Raw genomic sequence first — 17,121 nt, forward strand, 5'->3', positions numbered from 1 at the left:
TCTATTTAATTAAGTAAAATAAGCTTATCTTAAACAATCAGATGTTCACAAATACTTCTTCTTTAAGAAACAACATCTTTCACCCAATCTTAGTCCTTTAGAGACTATGTCTGTCTCTAAAAATAACTTATTTTTCAGCTTTTTTTAATAATATAATTAAAGCCACACGCATATTATTATACCGTTTTCGAGCCCAAATTACAATATACAAGGCCTAAATAAAATGATATTATTTTATTTATTATTTTTTTCCGCCCCAAATGAAAATAGTGCGATGGATCCGAATCCTGTATGCGCAGCAATTGTTGGCCCGTATGGATAGATTTGGATATCTTTAACTGACGTTTTTTCTAAAAGAGCCTTTTTTATCCAAGCGGCTTCCTCAGGAACTCCTACATGCCCAATAAAAATTGTTTGTTTCTCCGGTTCTATCATACCTTCAACTGTTTTTTGCACCAAAAATTGCAATGATTTTTTACGTCCACGTACTTTTGCAAATGGTACTAATTTGCCTATACCATTCATAACAATTATTGGTTTGACATTTAATAATGTTCCTAAAGTTGCTGAAACAGCTGAAATACGGCCGCCTCTTTCTAAATGTTTAATATCTTCTACCGTTACCCACGAATAAAGTTTCATTTTATACTCTTCAACCCACTGAGCTACTTCTGCTAATGATTTCCCCGCTTTTTTTAATTGTACTGCTTCATAAATCAATAAACCGTCTCCAAGACAAACTGCTAGAGTATCTATAACAGTAATATCAATTGATCCGTATTCTTCTTTTAACATATCAACAGCTACCATCGCATTATTGTAAGAACCACTTAAACCAGATGAAAATGCTAAATAAAGAACGGACTCTTTTTTTTCAATATAATATTTAAATATTTCCAAATATGTTCCAATATTTGTTTGAGAAGTTGTCGCAATCGCTCCATCTTTTACTGCTTGAAAAAAAGCTTCTCTATCAAACGTTTCCCCTAAATCATCTAGATATTCCTTATTATTCATATTAATCGTCATATTTATAATGTGGATGTCATTTTTTTCCACAAACTCCAACGGTAAGTCACAACAAGCATCTGCCATTATTTTGTATGTCATTATAAAACTCCTCATTAATCATGCCTTTTCTATTTTCATTTTTCGCTTTTCTCTTTCCCTTTCTATTATAGCTAGAATACTCATGAATGAAAACTTTATCGTTAATAATTTTTAAAAGACTTGCAAACAGGAACGTTTGTTCGTATAATAAACATATCAAACAAACGTTCGGAGGAATCGATATGGAAAAGAACCTAGCTGAGCAATATTCTATGTTTTTTAGCAAAAAAGTTTCTTTAGTCAAAAAATTAGATTCAATGAAGTCTCTATCTCAAATGCCGGAACACCAAATTTTATTTTTTTTAGCTCAGGCTTGTGAGCGGAAACGACCTATCATTCTTCAAATGAACAAAACCAATCATGTTTTATCCATCAATGAAAAAAAAGGTACTATCAGTTATTTTCAAAATAAAAGCGGCATGTTTGTTTTAGAAAGTACCAATTCTCAACTAACCCATATGCTTTCTTATAAAGATGTCCGTCACATCCGTCTTGCTTAGATTTGATAGTATGTATTGAAACTCTTTAGCTCCATTGTTTATAAAAAACATTAATAATTAAAAATATTCTAAATGAGTATCAGTTAGCAATGACACATTTTTTTTACAATTTGTGTCATTTTTTATTCTCGCGAATTGCAAGATTAAGCTAGAACCTAAAAAAGCCATTCGTGGTACACTCAAAATGTATTTCAATCAAAGAAAACATAGGAGTGACCACGGATGACCTACACTCATCTAACCACTGAAGAATTAGTAATGATAAAAACATATTTCCATCAAAAGGTTCCTATTTTGACAACTGTCAACAAACACAATATATAGTACTAGGTTAATTTTTTTTCTTAGTTTCGCACGATTTTTTTTGCTTTGTCCATTGAAATTGCAAAAGGAAATCCATTTAGGATAAAAAAATCTTTCAATTATTTTGCTGTGTGCTTACTATTTACCAGACGTCTATATCTTTTCGTTCACCTTTAAAATTGTTGTTCTTTTGATGGCGCTCCGCCAATACCGTGGCAACATCATCAATGGCAATGCCTTGATTATGCAGCAAGACTCCAAGGTGGTACAGCAAGTCAGCTGTTTCATTTGCAGTATCTTTTTTGTCTGCATTTTTTGTGGCAATAATGACTTCAACTGCTTCTTCACCAAATTTTTTGGCTATTTTATCGGTTCCTTCTGTTAATAGATAATGAGTGTAGGAAGCCTCTCCTTTCTCTTTTGCCCGGTCTTGAATGGTTTGCTCGATATCTTTCAGCGTAAAAGCTGGAGCAATATTAAAACAGCTTTCCGTGTTTCGGTGACAAGTTGGTCCTGCTGGGTCTACCAAGATGAGCAAAGCATCCTGATCGCAATCCAAATACATTTCTTTTACATATTGGATATTCTGACTGCTTTCGCCTTTTTTCCACAGTCTCTCTTTGCTCCTAGAATAAAACCAAACTGCTTCTTCTTTTTTTGTGATTTCGAAAGCCTCTTCATTCATGTACCCAACCATTAGGACGTTTTTATTCGTGTAATGTTGCAAGATAACCGTCAATAATCCTTTGGAAAAATCAGGCTTCAAATCATCGTAATTAGACATAACGCATCGATACTCCTTTCTTTGAACAGCCGTTTTTCACTTCAGCAATCGAGACTTCTTCATCATGAAAAATGGAGGCGGCTAATCCGGCAGATACATCAGTCTCCTTGAATAAGTCTGCAAAGTGCTGAGCGTTTCCTCCACCTCCAGAAGCAATGACAGGAATATGGACGGCTTGTTCAATTAGCCTCAATAGCCGATGATCAAAACCTTGTTTCATTCCATCGTAATCCATACTGGTGACTAGTAATTCTCCGGCACCTAATGCCTCAACTTCTTTTACCCATTCGAGCGTTCGCTTAGATGTCCGCTTTTTTCCGCCATGAGTATAGCAAAACCATTCTTCTTCTTCGGGTTCCCATCGTGCATCGATTGCAATACAGATGCATTGCGAGCCAAACTTCTCACTAGCCTCTTTAATGAACGAAGGATTTGCCAATGCAGAAGAATTCAAGCTGACTTTATCGGCTCCTGCATTGAGTAGCTTGGAGATGTCTTCCAGATTTTTAATTCCACCTCCGATAGTTAAAGGAATAAACAATTCCTTGGCTGTCTCGCGGATGACATCAATCATGAGTGCATGTCCCGTTTCCGTTGCAGAAATATCCAAAAATACCAGTTCATCCGCTCCGAAAGCATTGTATTTTTTCGCCATTTTAACCGGATCGCCAATTTTTCTTAATTGTTTAAATTGAATACCCTTGAACACTTGACCGTCTTTTACATCCAAACAAGGAATGATCCGTTTTTTAATCATCGTCTAGTCCCTCCCAAAAAGCATACGTGTTGGCTGCTTTTCCAACAATCGCTGCAGCAACACCGGATTTCTCTAAATTTCGGATGTCTTCGAGACTGCGTATACCGCCTGAAGCCGTAATAGGGTGTTTGGATAACCTTGCTAATGCACCGGTCAATTCCACATTTGGACCACCCATCTTTCCATCTTTTGTAGTATCTGTATAAATAATACCTCCTAGAGGCAAATCGGTTACCGCTTCGGCTACCTCGTAAATGGTCTCTTCACTGACTTCTGTCCAGCCATTCAATACGACCTTCTCCCCTTTCGCATCAAGTCCCAAGTAAATCTTTCCTGGATAGCGTGTGGTCATTTTCGCAAGCCATTCTCGATCCTGAAGACCTTTGGTTCCAACAATGACATAAGAAGCTCCTGCTTCAAGGTAATGCTGGATGGTCTTTTCAGATCGGATTCCCCCACCGATTTCTATCGGAACGGTACTTTTTTTCAAGAGTGTTTCGATATAAGCGCTAGAAGTTGGTTGTTTCTTGACTGCTCCCATCAAATCAACAATATGAATCCGTGTGACTTGAGGGTATTGATTATAAAAAGCAATGGCTTCTTCAGGTGTTCGTTTCATTTCTTCTTTAGTTGCATAATCCCCTTCTGTCAGGCGGACACTTTTATTGTCAATCAAATCGATTGCTGGCCATATCTCAATCATTCAAATCCTCCTTGCAGTGCTTGATTTAAAATCGCTAATCCTTTTTTTCCACTTTTTTCAGGATGGAATTGAATACCTAAAATGTTCTTTTTTTGCACAATAGCTACCACTTCTTGCCCATAATCAGCTGTAGCGACAATGTTTTCTTTGGTGACTGCTTTATAGGAATGAATGAAATACACATCTCCATTTAAACTCGGAAGAGTTGAGTGTAACGCATTCCATCCGAGATGAGGTACAGGGTGTGGGCTAATGATTCTTTCAACGGTACCGGGCAGATAGCCCAGACCGTCAATATCCCCTTCTTCACTGTGCTCAAACAACAACTGCATGCCAAGGCAGATCCCCACCAATCGTTTGGTTTCTTTTAACTCATTCAATAAAGGAAGCAGGTCTTGTGCGTGAATTCGTTCCATGGCATCTTTGAAGTGTCCGACACCTGGCAGGATAATGGTGTCTGCCTGCCGAAGGGTATCTCCGTCTTTGGTTACTTCTACCTCATAGCCCAGAAAACGGATGGCATTAGTTAAATTGGCAATGTTTCCCAAACCATAATCCATAATTGCTATCATTCGATCACTCCTTTGGAAGAGGGCAGACGGTTGACACCTGAATCACTCAGCGCTATCCGAACACTTTGGGCAAATGCTTTGAATAAAGCCTCAATTTCATGGTGCGTATTTCCTCCCCTGATTAAATCCAGGTGGGTTGTGTACCGGGCATGAATGACGACCGCATAGAAAAACTCTTTAACCAGTTCCACATCAAACGTTCCAACGGTCGCTTTTGAAAAATCTGCATCAAAGTGCAAATAAGGGCGTCCGCTGATATCGGTCACTGATCGAGCCAATGTTTCGTCCATCGGTACATAGGCTGTCCCATAGCGTGTTATACGCTCTTTTTCTTTACCCATTTCAGCCAACAATTGCCCCAATACGATGCCAACATCTTCAGTTGTATGATGAGCATCCACATTTGTATCCCCATCGACTGTCAAATTCAGTACAAAATGGCCGTGAAAAGCAAATAAATTCAGCATATGGTTCAAAAAACCAACTCCTGTTTCAATGTTAGACGGATCAAAACCTTGTTTCAACGACATGCGGATTTTTGTTTCTTTGGTATTGCGTTCTATAGATACTGTCATAGTCTTACTCTCCATTCTTTTATAATCGATTCGAGTTGCGTTAATTGTTCATCTGTCGCTATTGAATAGCGGACAGCTTTCTGCAGTAACGGATGGGACGAGTCAGGATACGTTCTCGGCTGAAATCCGCTTTGTTGGATGTACTTCCCTAATTCCAAGGCAACTTCACCGTAAGTAAAAACGAAGTTCGCTTGACTTGGCAGCACGGTCATCACATCACTGACTTCTTTCTTAAAAATGTCTTTCAATTTTCCAGCTAGCTTTCTTTGATGATTCATAAAGGTTTCCAGTTTAGTTGTATTTTCGAATAAGTATGCGGCTATATTGATAGATAAAGTATTGATTGGATAAGGGTGAGCGACCGAATTCAACAAGGTCATCGTTGCCGAACTGCTAGTCACTATTCCGATGCGCAAGCCCGCCAAACCATATATTTTGGAAAGTGTCTGCATGACAATAACATGCTCTCCTTCTGGACGAACGGCTTTTTGTTTCGCGAAGTCCATATAAGCCTCATCGATAATCAAATACCCATTCAGTTCTTGCATCAAATCCGCTGCAGCCTGGACAAATTCATCTGGATGAAGCATCCCAAGCGGATTGTTCGGCTGGGAACAGATGAAGAATGATGGTTTGATGTTTTCCATCTGTACAAGTGTACTTGCATAATCAAATAATCCATCCTCGTTACACTCCACCTTATATATAGGACGCTGCAATTGATTGGCGTATTCTTCGTACATTGAAAAGTCTGGCTCAAACGTCATTACAGGACCCGTTCCTAAAACCATCATACATTTTTGAATCCATTCATCTGAACCATTGGCAAAACTGACCAATTCAGGGTCCAGTCCATAGAATTCTCCGTACACCTTCGCCAGATGTTTGTACTCATCATCACCATATTGATTGAAAGGCGTTTTTAGCACAATTTCTTGCAATTCTTCATCTGTCAATGAACGGTACGGGCTTTCATTTTTGTGGATACGAATCATTTTTCTTCCTCCTTCCACCTGATAGCAAGAGAATCATGGTGTGCTTGTAATTCTTCTTCCTTTGCAATGCGCATGCCGAAGGGGGCCATTTGTTGGAACGTCTCTTTTTTCAACTGAATCACAGAATTGGTTCGCAGAAAGTCGTTCACCGTCAGTCCATTCGCAAATCGAGCATTTCCGTTGGTTGGCAGAACATGACTTGGACCTGCCACGTAGTCCCCAATTGCCTCTGGAGAATATGGACCAATAAAAAGAGCCCCCGCTGTTTTTATTTTAGGAATGTACTCTTCAGCATCCTCTGTCTGGATGGATACATGCTCTCCAGCAATCAGGTTCACGATTTCAATAGTTTCTCGTTTCCCTCTGGTCAAAATTGGATAGTGATGATCTTTCAGGCTTCCGTTGATGATACTTAACCGGCTTTGGTTCATTTTTTGCTTGTCAATTTCTGCTTCAATAGCGTCCAACTTTTCTTTATTGGTGCTGATTAAGAATGTACGAGCCATCTCATCATGTTCAGCCTGAGCCAGCACATCCAGGGCTACCCATTCTTCATTGGCAGTCTCGTCGACCACCAAAACGATTTCGGAAGGTCCGGCGATAGAATCAATTCCGACATCTCCATATACCAGTTTCTTTGCCAACGCAACGTACTGGTTTCCGGGACCTACTATTTTATCAACCTTTGGAATCGTTTCAGTCCCATAAGCCATTGCTGCTATGCCCTGAGCTCCGCCTGCTTGATAGACATGATCGACTTTAGCAATAAAGCAGGCAGCTAATGTGGTTTGATTGATTCCTCCCGGTTGAGGAGGGGTGACAATGATTGTTTCTTTTACTCCAGCTACATTGGCTAAAGTGGCTGTCATCAAAACAGTTGACGGATAACTTGCTTTTCCACCAGGCACATAGATCCCTATTTTAGTTAACGGCTGAATATTTTGGTAGCGTTCTGACTTCGGCATGGTTGACCATTTAATGGACTCTTGATAGGTATAAATTTGTTTATACGCTTCTTCCAATGCATCGCGCAGCTCGCTGTCCAATTCATTGTAGGCTTTCCTCATTTCCACAATTGGAACTTCTAACCGATCCGAATCCAATTCCACTCCATCAAATTTTCTAGCATAATCAATAAGGGCATCATCCCCTCTTTCCTGAACTGTATGGATGATATCCATTACCGCTTTGGCCTTGAAGAGATCGGTCTGATTTGAAGCTTTATACTGTCTTTTAAATTCTTCTGCTGTATACATCAATTCACCTTCAATACATTGATAATTTTTTGGATGTCCTCATACTTTGAAAAATAAGCATGTTTATTGGAAATGAGGCGAGCGTTAATCTCGTCTAGTCTTACTTGTTCGCTCAACCCATTTTCACGCAAAGTGGTCCCAGATTGAACTATATCCATGATGGCATCTGCCATGTCAATCGTCGCAGCCAGTTCAACAGAACCTTTCAAGGCAATAATTTTGACGGGTTGCATGATGGAATTAAAATAACGCTGTGTGTAGTGCACATATTTAGTCGCTACAATTGGATACTCGCTCCGAGGATGCTTACTAGCCAAAGCAAAATGACAATAACCAAATGGTAAGTTCATTAGGTTATTAAGCGGTCGATTTTGTTCAAACAATACATCACTCCCGGTTATTCCCAAATCGGCTATCCCCTCTTCCACGTAGACTGGAACATCTTCTCCTTTAACAAGCAAAAACCGAATATCTCCTATAAGGACGACTAGCTCTCTTGATACTGATTTCAATGCAGTGGACCATTCAGTCAACTGAATGGAATCAAGGTAATCGATGAAATCTTTTAGTTGTCTCCCTTTTGATAAAGCAATAGTTATCATATTGACACTCCCTTAAATTGTTATTGCCATTCCGAAAGCTTTTGAAGAACTCGTATACTGCCCTCCAGATCCAATTGGATTCACTGTATTTTTTTCATAAATTTGAATAAAAATTCCTTTGTAATAAGATTGCGTAGGGACGGCTAATAAATCAGAATAAACATACTCGACTCCCAATGAAGCTAATTGATCTTGCCACTGCTCAATTTCCTTTAATTGATCCGCTAATTCAGGAAAGTGTTTCTTTAAATAGTCCCCTTGATCAGCAGGTGCTTCTTTCATCAATCTAGCTAGTAGATGATCTTTTCCTAAACGGGAACCCAATGCATCATAGTTTCTGTCCTTAATGTATTGCTGAACCAATTCATCCTCATGTTCATCTTTGTTTAAAAGTTTTTTCAGCAACATATTATGACTGATCACTCCTACTGAAAGTGTAGTATGCAGCTCCTGTTGCAAGAAACAAATCATATCCTCCAGAACCTGAAACTGCTCCTTTATATCCGCTGAAAAGATCTCGGCTCCCAATTGCTTTCGTTCACTATCAACTGTGTAAACCGATCCGGCATAAGCAATTTTATCAGCATGCAATTGGTACTTCTTACGGTATCGCACAATTGCATTCGTCCAGTCGCTACGTAAAGCAAACAGTGCCCCGTTTCTTTCCCATTTGTGCCGACGTTCCATCAAATGTAAATCATCCTGAGACAATTCCCTCCATTGAAAGGGTTCCACTATCCCTAAATCAATTAATTCATAACTACGTTGCTGAAAATGATTCAGAAATCCCATCTCCTTCTGTTTTGTTTTCATTAAGTCCTGGTTCATCCTGATTTGATCCATAGTTGTCTCACTCCTATTTTAGTTAATTGATTTTACTGATTCTCTTCTCTAAATGAAAAACTATTTCATCCAATTTTAAAGGCATGGTACTATACATATAGGACTATCCTAATTTTTTTAATTTTACTTTTTAAAAAGGAGAAAAAAATGAAAAGAGACAATCATATCCATACAAATTATTGCCCGCATGCCTCGTTTGATTCTATAGAAATGTATATAGAAGAAGCGCTATTAAAGGGATTGAAAGAATTGACCTTTACAGAACATGCTCCTCTGCCAATCAAAGACCCTGTTCCAAAAAAGGACAGCGCTATGAAAATGGAAGATGTGGAATGCTATATAAGTACCTTGAAAGATATGCAACACAAGTATGCGGAAAAGATCCGCATTCATATCGGATTCGAAGTAGATTATATTGAAGGTCATGAAAAAAAGACAATTGATTTTTTGAAAAAATATCCAGAATGTATTGAACATTCCATACTGAGTGTTCACTTTCTTCAATTGAAACCCAATGACTATTTCTGCATCGACTATGACAGTGATTCTTTTGTACAAAAAGGAACATCTATCGGCTTTGAAACAATGTACCGTTGCTATGAAGAAACGCTCACCAAAGCACTGTCTCTTCCTTTCGGCGAATGGACACCTAAAAAGATTGGCCATCTGAACTTGATCCATAAATTCCAGAAAGCTTATATGGTTGAAGATCCTATACAGTGGGGAGCATTAATGGATCTGGCTAAAATGAATCATTACCGATTAGACTATAACTTTGCTGGGATAGACAAACCCCTTTATGAGAAGACTTACCCCGACGCCGACATGATGATGTATGCCAAAAAAATTGGACTGAATTATGAAACAGGTTCTGATGCTCATCAAGCAAAAGACATTGGACGTTACTTTTCATCTCTTGAAGAACTCTCTTGAAGAACTCTAATGAGGAGAGGAAGAGTATGACATTGTTTTTTTGCAATAGGACCTATTTCTCCTCCAATACTTCCTCTTCCATTTCCACACCAACGTGGTCAGAGACAACTGGCCTTTTTCCATCGAACACGACCTTGGAAGATTGGACGGGCATCGATTGATTGCAGAAAATATAATCTATACGGATCTAGCTCCTATTTTCTTCCCAACCATCGATGTTTTCTTCACAGATTAATAATCCATACTTTCCCTCCGTGATACTGCTCATACTGCAAAAAAATTAATTGGCACAACTCTCAGTTCAACTACTAATTCATCCGCTCTACAATCTACTAATTCAATATCGCTGCCTACATATCAGTCTTGTCCTTCTTTGCTTAGATCAATGAACTCATTAAGTGCAAAGTAAGGTTCTGTTGCAACATCAAATTTTCCTCTTTCTTGGATTTCTTCTAATCGGTTTGGCTCATCCGCCCCACTTGAATCCTAACTTGTTCCACAAACTGTGACACCCATGAGTACTGCCATTAGTGCAGCAACTATCCAAAAGCTAATTAATTTTTTCTTCATCTTGCATTCCTCCTATATTTTTCCATAATTTTGAACCTAGAATTTATATCGCAAAACAGTCAGAAAAAAAAAACTCCCGTCCTCTAGCAATAATGCTAGAGGACGAGAGTTGCCTCACGTGGTTCCACCTCAATTTATTGATACTTCACAGTATCAAACTCAGAAAGTACTATCATACTTTTGCACTGTAACGGGTGCGAGTCCCGAATCCAACTACTCCCAAAAATGGTTTCGCCGATTAGCTCAAAGATGTGTTCAATACATTTGTTTATGTGCTCTCACCAACCGCACACTCTCTGACAAACATCCTGTACCTACTCTTTCTTTTCAAAGCTTCTGTATTTCTATTCGTTTTGTAATTGTTATTTAATTTATCATATAAAAAATGATTTGTAAATAAAAACGAATTTCTTTTTTAATACAGAAGGTATCTCATTCAATCAGATTGCATTTTTTATTCATACTTTTATTTTTAGAAAGACTATTTTTAATAACTTAACTAATATTGAAGCTAGTTACACTCCACTAAACTTAATGAGTGGATCAACTCTAGACGCTACAATTTTATATAAGTTTTTTTCATTCTTGTTATTGTCCTTTTCTTTCTGATTATTTATTTACTAAATGTTTGAGAGCAGCATTATACTTTTATATAACCTCTTTTAAGACTTTTTCGAACTTATATTGTTTTTTTCTTTTCAGTGTTTTACTTATTTCTGCTTTACCTATTTTAAAATGTTTCTCAACATCGATTTGAGATTTATTGGTTGGTTTGTTAAGGTTTTTCAAATACACTTTATATTTCACTATTTATTACTACTTTTCTTAATAAATAACAATTTTTTCTAAATATATTGTAACATTTTGTGCTCTTAATGCTGCGTTCAATATTCGTTATTACATAAGTTAGACTGTTAAAATAAGAACACAGTTCTATCAAATTTTATTTCCTAACGTCCGAAAACAATGATTCTAATTATACACCTTGCTAAGGATGATAGTTATCATTTTTTTATACTAATTTAATGAAATTAAAGTTTTTGAATTGCATGAGTTGTTTCAAATAATAGAATCTAAGGAACATTTTATCGCCTCTTAGAAGTTAACTTCATTTTTCCAAAAATAACTTTTATCAAGCGAACTGTAAAAATTGATTTCATTATTGCCTTGGAGTAAAGATGAAATAGAATGTCTCTTTTTTTCATAATCTTTTCAACTTATCTAAAAAGACAACTTCCAAAAACAAGTTTCGAAGGTTGTCTTTTTCTTTTATATTAGTCTGCACAAATACTTTTTTATTTAACTGCGTACTTTACGTGTAGGATCTAATTTTTTTTCAATTATCCCTAATATAAAGTCACTAATAATTGCCATCAATGCCGTTGGGATAGCACCAGACAATATAATGGCACCTCCATCAGTTGCATTAACGCCACGTGTAATAATGTCACCTAGACCGCCAGCTCCAATAAAGGTGCCGATTGCAGTAATACCAATTCCTACAACTAGTGCATTACGAATTCCTGCCATTATAACAGATAATGACAAAGGTAATTCTACCATGAAGGTTATCTGTAACCTCGTCATACCCATACCTTTGCCTGTATCCAAAATATTGCTATCAACATTTTTTACTCCAGTATACGTATTTTTAATAATCGGCAATAATGAATATAAAAAGACTGTGACGATAACTGTCGTTGTGCCAAGACCTAGTCCAAGCATCAAAATAGATAACATAGCTAAAGACGGAATAGTCTGAATCACATTCGCAATTCCAATGACCCAATCTGCTAACTTCCCACGACGAGAAATTAAAAAACCTATTGGAATACCAACAATTGCTGCAAAGAGGACGCCGTAGATAGAAATTAAAAAGTGTCGCAAAAATTGCTCCCAAATATAAAAGCCATTTTCATTGAAGTAAAACCATAATTGTTCCCAGAGTCCTAATTTTGAAACATCCACTAGTTATTCAACCCCCTCTTTATCTTCGAAAAAATTATTTTCTTTCAAAAATTTTTGTGCTACTGTTTTTGGTTCCAATAAATCGTTATCCGCGCTAAAATTCATTTCTTGCATTTTTTCTGTTGTAATAGTATCTTTTAATTTAAGTAAAATTTCGTTTAATTCTGGATACTCTTTTAATACTTGATTTGATGCAACAGGGCTAGCATCATACGGTGGAAATAACTGCTTGTCGTCTTCTAAAACAACTAAGTCATAACTCTTTATTCTTCCATCCGTTGAATAACCCAAAATAATATCCATTTTACCTGCAGCTAGTGCATCATAAACTAATCCAATTTGCATTGGATACACACGATTAAAGTCGAAGCCATAAGTTTTTACAAAAGCGTCATAGCCATCGCCTTCACGTTCCATCCAAGAATTATCAGCACCTAAATTAAGTTCTGAAATGATATCTTCTAAGTCACTAATGGTTTTGAGATCATATTTATCAGCAGTTTCTTTTGTCACCATAAATGCATATGAATTTGAAAATCCATAACTTGGAAACCATTTTTGCTCAAATTCTTTATCAAATCCTTTAACAACAGCATCATAAGCTTTTACGGGATCTGTTAAAGGTTCTAGGCCTAATTCTCCTGTCAAAGATGTTCCAGTATAACGAGATCCAGAAATATTTGCATCCCCACCCATTAAAGCTTGATGATTCAATGTAGATGAACCTAAATTATTGATAATTTCTGCATCCATGTCTAAATAGTGCTCAACCATTCCTTCAACAATAAAAGCTAAAATCTGTTGTTCCGAGGTTGTCCCTCCTGTAATGGTAATACCTTCTTCATTAAATCCTCCGCCTAAGCCTGGAAGTGAACAACTACTTAAAAGTATAGTTGCAAAAAGAAGAATCACAATTTTACTTACTTTATTGATTGTGTTCATTAGTTAAAAACCTCCTGTATTTTTATGCTTGAACGGGTGTTACTTTTTGCTCTAATTTTCCTAATATGAAGTCTACCAATAGTGCCATTAAAGTAACGGGTATAGTTCCTCCAATAATGAATTCAGGACTGAATACATTTAATCCATTAAAAATAAAGTCTCCTAATCCACCTGCTCCGATATAGGATGCCAAAGTGGCCCATGCTATAACATATACTCCAGAAAGTCGGATACCTGCCATTATGACCGGTGCTGCTTGTGGCAATTCAACTAAGCGGATTAAGTTTATATCCGTCATCCCCATTCCTTTACCTGCATCTTTCAACCCTGCATCCACTCCTTGTATCCCAATAAATGTATTTCTTAATATCGGCAATAAAGAATAGATAAATAGTGCAACAATTGCAGGTACTTTCCCAATACCGAAAATTGGAATCATCAAAGCTAATAGTGCTAAGGAAGGAACCGTTTGCAGAATAGTTGCCACTCCAATGACAATTGACGATACTCTCTTAAACCGAGTTAATACAATTCCTAGAGGAACTGCCACGATAACCCCAAAAAATAACGCAATCATAGAAATGTACAGGTGTTCCCAAGTCTTTAACAATAGATCAGAACCATTGTTTGCAAAAAAATCAATCATGTCTCTTCCCTCCTATTCTTTGCTTTCTTTTGATGTCATAGACTCCATTTCTTTACTTTCTTCTGATGTTATAGAATCTAGATTATTTTCATTTGGCATTTTAGTTTCATCACTGTCACCCCAAATTGTGTCATAAACAATATCAACTAACGACGCGCGAGTTACAATTCCAACTAAGTGATTATTTTCATCTACAACTGGTACATTTTTAAAACCACGTTTTAAAATTCGTTGAACTGTATCTCTTAAAAGAGTTTCTTTTCTTACAAAATAAACTTTATTAGACATAATATCTCCAACACTTGTAGCTCGTTTTCTATTTAAATCAATACTTTCAATATCAATAAAACCTTTAAGTACACCAGCATCATCCGTTACTAATAATGTATCAACCCGACGATCGCGCATGATCTTAATGGCATCTGAAATAGATTTCCCTGGCGTCACAGATGCTGGATTTTTTAACATAACTTGTTCTACTGTCTGAATATTGGGTCTCGCTTGAATTAAGCGATCCTCACCAATAAAGTCTTCGACAAATTGATTTGCTGGAGCTGCTAAAATATTATCTGGGGTATCAAATTGAACAACTCTCCCTTCTTGCATAATAACAATTCTATCTGCTAATTTTAACGCTTCATCCATATCGTGAGTTACAAAAACGATTGTCTTATCTAGTTCTTTCTGTAGTTCTTTAAGTAATTCTTGCAGTGAGTCTCTTGTAATAGGATCTAATGCACCAAATGGTTCATCCATTAAAATAATATCTTGGTCAGCTGCTAATGCGCGGATAACACCAATCCTTTGTTGTTGTCCACCCGAAAGTTCTGATGGGTAACGCTCTAAGAAATCTAATGGTAAGTCAACTTTTTTCATAAGATCTTCTGCTATCTTTCTTTGTTTTTCTTCAGGCCATTTCATCAAACGAGGGACTAACACAATATTATTGAATATCGTCATATGAGGCATCAAACCAATTTGTTGAATAACATAACCAATTTTGCGTCGTAACTTTACTGGGTCTTTTTTCATAATATCTTCACCATGAATTAAAATTTGACCTGATGTAGGCTCAATCATTCGATTAATCATTCTCATGGAGGTTGTTTTACCACTTCCACTTGTACCGATAAAAACAATAAATTCTCCTTTATTAAAAGAAAGATTCATATCTTCTACAGCTTTTTTTCCACCTTTATATACTTTTGAAACATTTTTAAATTCAATCATCGTTTCCACCCTCTTATTTAATTTTTCGTTTCTTATATATAAATTTATTATCCATTAAATGGTCTACATTATCAAATTTGAGGATTTTTTTATTAAGATATGTTGTGCAAAATCTATCTATCATTTTATTATAAGATTGGGTAAATGAGATAAAAAGAAACAAACTATTCTATCCAACCATTTATTGCTCTTGTCAAATAAATACATTTGAACGAAGATGCTTACTAAATAAAAAATCATTTAATTCAAAATTTATTTATCAAACATTTAGCTGCTATTTTGTTCACTCTACAACAAAAAAAACTCCAAAAATTTTCCCATTTGGAGGAATTACGAAACTATTAATTAGATTCAGTGAACGAGTTGATCTAAAGTTCTCTACAAGATTGGTGAAAATAGTCTGGAGAATATCTGTTTAAATTTTAACCATCTTGATTGATCATCTAAAATTTCTTGAGTTAATAAATAACTTTTTTCAATATCTTTGTAGAAAATATCTCTTTGTTGTTTAGCTACTTCGGGATCATAAATAAAGGCATTTACTTCAAAGTTTAATTTAAAGCTTCTAAAATCAAAATTAGCTGTTCCTATTGAACAAATTTCTCCATCAATGACTATTGTCTTAGCATGTAGAAAACCGTTATCGTAGATGTACACTTCCGCTCCAGCAGCGACCATCTCAGCTGCATAATAAGTCGTTGCACGGTAAATGAAAGGATGGTCTGGTTTATTTGGAATCATGATTTTAACATCTATTCCTGACATCACCGCTATTTCTAGTGTTTCAAAAAGTGATTCATCTGGAACAAAATAAGGCGATTGAATATAAACAGATTCCTTAGCCATGCTAATCATTTTAATATATCCTTTTTTTATTTGCTGTATTTCTGTATCTGGACCACTCGAAACAATCTGCATATTTGTTTTTCCTTGTTTTTTTATTAGTGGAAAATAATTTTCCTGATATTCCAACTTATGATGAGTCACTGTTGCATTCCAATCCATCAAAAATCGACTTTGTAATGGTAAAACAGCATTGCCTTCAATTTTCATGTGTGTATCACGCCAATACCCGAATTTTTTATATTCTCCTAAGTATTCATCTCCAACGTTAAATCCACCAGTATAACCGATTTTACCATCAATAATAACAATTTTTCTATGATTACGGTAGTTAAACCTCAAGTTTATTATGCTAATACGTGAACCAAAAAAAGACTCGGCACGGCCTCCTGAAGATATTAATTTTTTAAAGAAATTTGGTTTCAAAGAACGTGACCCTAAAGCATCGTATATGACTAAAACCTCCACACCAGCAGCTGCTCTATCTTCTAAGGCTCGCAATACTTTTCTTCCAATTTTATCATCTTTAAAAATATAATAAATTAAATGAATGTGATGTTTAGCTTCGTACATATCAGAAATTAACGATTCATATTTTTTAGCTCCGTCTGTAAATAATTGAACTTTATTGCCTTTAGTTAAAATAGATTCATCGCTTTCAAGAAATAAACTTGCCATTTCTTTAGCATTTTCTGAGGCCTGTTTACTGGATAGTAAATCTTCATCCTCTGCTAATAGCTCTTTTTGCGCTTGTACTAATTCAAACATACCGATACTTTCTTGAGCTTTGATATCAAAAATCTTTTTACTTGATAACTTATTTCCAATGAATAGGTAAAAAACAAAACCAACAACAGGCAATAGCATTAAAACCACTAACCAAGCCCAAGTTGCTGCAATATCACGCTTCTCTCGAAAAACAGTAATCATAGCAAAAATAGTATTTAAAGTAATAATAACAGATGAGATAGATAAAAATATTTGCATAT

17 protein-coding genes and 1 other annotated feature are annotated in these 17,121 nt (G+C 36.2%); of the genes, 2 read left to right on the plus strand and 15 right to left on the minus strand.

The genetic code is table 11. The features are described 5' to 3' along the window. Positions 1-234: 234 nt before the first annotated feature. Positions 235-1,110 carry a DegV family protein gene (locus BR44_RS03005; RefSeq protein ID WP_034550518.1) on the minus strand — a complete coding sequence of 292 codons (876 nt, stop codon included), beginning with the start codon at positions 1,108-1,110 and terminating at the stop codon, positions 235-237. A gap of 182 nt (positions 1,111-1,292) precedes the next feature. Here BR44_RS03005 and BR44_RS03010 point away from each other — a divergent pair, with 182 nt between their 5' ends. Continuing rightward, entirely contained in the window at positions 1,293-1,610 is a 318-nt protein-coding gene (locus BR44_RS03010; protein WP_034550519.1) for a hypothetical protein, read from the plus strand. A gap of 445 nt (positions 1,611-2,055) precedes the next feature. On the opposite strand, the gene hisIE is transcribed toward BR44_RS03010, so the two are convergent. From hisIE to BR44_RS03055, 9 genes are read right to left on the minus strand one after another with little or no spacing between them, the layout of a single operon-like run. Next, positions 2,056-2,697, minus strand: a complete 642-nt coding sequence (gene hisIE / locus BR44_RS03015) for a bifunctional phosphoribosyl-AMP cyclohydrolase/phosphoribosyl-ATP diphosphatase HisIE (RefSeq protein ID WP_034550520.1) — start codon at positions 2,695-2,697, stop codon at positions 2,056-2,058. Further along, positions 2,690-3,454: an imidazole glycerol phosphate synthase subunit HisF gene (gene hisF / locus BR44_RS03020; RefSeq protein WP_034550522.1), complete on the minus strand. Its 765-nt coding sequence runs from the start codon at positions 3,452-3,454 to the stop codon at positions 2,690-2,692. Before hisF ends, hisIE begins: the two co-directional genes overlap by 8 nt. Continuing rightward, positions 3,447-4,157, minus strand: coding sequence for a 1-(5-phosphoribosyl)-5-((5-phosphoribosylamino)methylideneamino)imidazole-4-carboxamide isomerase (hisA, locus tag BR44_RS03025; RefSeq protein WP_034550524.1), 711 nt, complete (start codon positions 4,155-4,157; stop codon positions 3,447-3,449). The genes hisF and hisA overlap by 8 nt, the downstream gene beginning before the upstream one ends. Continuing rightward, the gene (gene hisH, locus BR44_RS03030; protein WP_034550526.1) at positions 4,154-4,729 is read right to left on the minus strand and encodes an imidazole glycerol phosphate synthase subunit HisH; all 576 of its coding nucleotides are present in this window, start codon (positions 4,727-4,729) and stop codon (positions 4,154-4,156) included. Before hisH ends, hisA begins: the two co-directional genes overlap by 4 nt. Next, a complete protein-coding gene (hisB, locus tag BR44_RS03035; RefSeq protein WP_281173123.1) occupies positions 4,726-5,319 on the minus strand; it encodes an imidazoleglycerol-phosphate dehydratase HisB in 594 nt (197 codons plus the stop codon). Before hisB ends, hisH begins: the two co-directional genes overlap by 4 nt. Then, positions 5,301-6,299: an aminotransferase class I/II-fold pyridoxal phosphate-dependent enzyme gene (locus tag BR44_RS03040; protein WP_034550529.1), complete on the minus strand. Its 999-nt coding sequence runs from the start codon at positions 6,297-6,299 to the stop codon at positions 5,301-5,303. The genes hisB and BR44_RS03040 overlap by 19 nt, the downstream gene beginning before the upstream one ends. Continuing rightward, positions 6,296-7,555, minus strand: coding sequence for a histidinol dehydrogenase (hisD, locus tag BR44_RS03045; RefSeq protein WP_156954873.1), 1,260 nt, complete (start codon positions 7,553-7,555; stop codon positions 6,296-6,298). Before hisD ends, BR44_RS03040 begins: the two co-directional genes overlap by 4 nt. Beyond that, on the minus strand, positions 7,555-8,157 hold the full coding sequence (gene hisG, locus BR44_RS03050; RefSeq protein ID WP_034550533.1) for an ATP phosphoribosyltransferase: 603 nt from the start codon (positions 8,155-8,157) through the stop codon (positions 7,555-7,557). Before hisG ends, hisD begins: the two co-directional genes overlap by 1 nt. Positions 8,158-8,169: 12 nt before the next feature. Beyond that, positions 8,170-9,000, minus strand: coding sequence for an ATP phosphoribosyltransferase regulatory subunit (locus BR44_RS03055; protein ID WP_034550535.1), 831 nt, complete (start codon positions 8,998-9,000; stop codon positions 8,170-8,172). Between the two features lie 147 nt (positions 9,001-9,147). Here BR44_RS03055 and hisJ point away from each other — a divergent pair, with 147 nt between their 5' ends. Continuing rightward, the gene (gene hisJ, locus BR44_RS03060; RefSeq protein WP_034550537.1) at positions 9,148-9,933 is read left to right on the plus strand and encodes a histidinol-phosphatase HisJ; all 786 of its coding nucleotides are present in this window, start codon (positions 9,148-9,150) and stop codon (positions 9,931-9,933) included. 665 nt (positions 9,934-10,598) lie between these two features. Continuing rightward, positions 10,599-10,843: a binding site (T-box leader), on the minus strand. A gap of 959 nt (positions 10,844-11,802) precedes the next feature. Here hisJ and BR44_RS03065 read toward each other — a convergent pair. From BR44_RS03065 to cls, 5 genes are all read right to left on the minus strand, one after another. Then, on the minus strand, positions 11,803-12,471 hold the full coding sequence (locus BR44_RS03065; RefSeq protein WP_034550538.1) for an ABC transporter permease: 669 nt from the start codon (positions 12,469-12,471) through the stop codon (positions 11,803-11,805). Between the two features lie 3 nt (positions 12,472-12,474). Continuing rightward, complete coding sequence (locus BR44_RS03070; RefSeq protein WP_034552847.1) at positions 12,475-13,404, minus strand: osmoprotectant ABC transporter substrate-binding protein; 930 nt, start codon at positions 13,402-13,404, stop codon at positions 12,475-12,477. A 31-nt stretch (positions 13,405-13,435) separates the two neighbouring features. Next, complete coding sequence (locus BR44_RS03075) at positions 13,436-14,059, minus strand: ABC transporter permease (protein ID WP_034550540.1); 624 nt, start codon at positions 14,057-14,059, stop codon at positions 13,436-13,438. Positions 14,060-14,071: 12 nt separating this feature from the next. After that, on the minus strand, positions 14,072-15,289 hold the full coding sequence (locus BR44_RS03080) for a betaine/proline/choline family ABC transporter ATP-binding protein (RefSeq protein WP_034550542.1): 1,218 nt from the start codon (positions 15,287-15,289) through the stop codon (positions 14,072-14,074). A gap of 378 nt (positions 15,290-15,667) precedes the next feature. Next, complete coding sequence (gene cls, locus BR44_RS03085; protein WP_034552849.1) at positions 15,668-17,119, minus strand: cardiolipin synthase; 1,452 nt, start codon at positions 17,117-17,119, stop codon at positions 15,668-15,670. Between the last annotated feature and the right edge of the window lie 2 nt (positions 17,120-17,121).

The organism is Carnobacterium funditum DSM 5970, from assembly GCF_000744185.1.
Lineage (GTDB): Bacteria > Bacillota > Bacilli > Lactobacillales > Carnobacteriaceae > Carnobacterium_A > Carnobacterium_A funditum.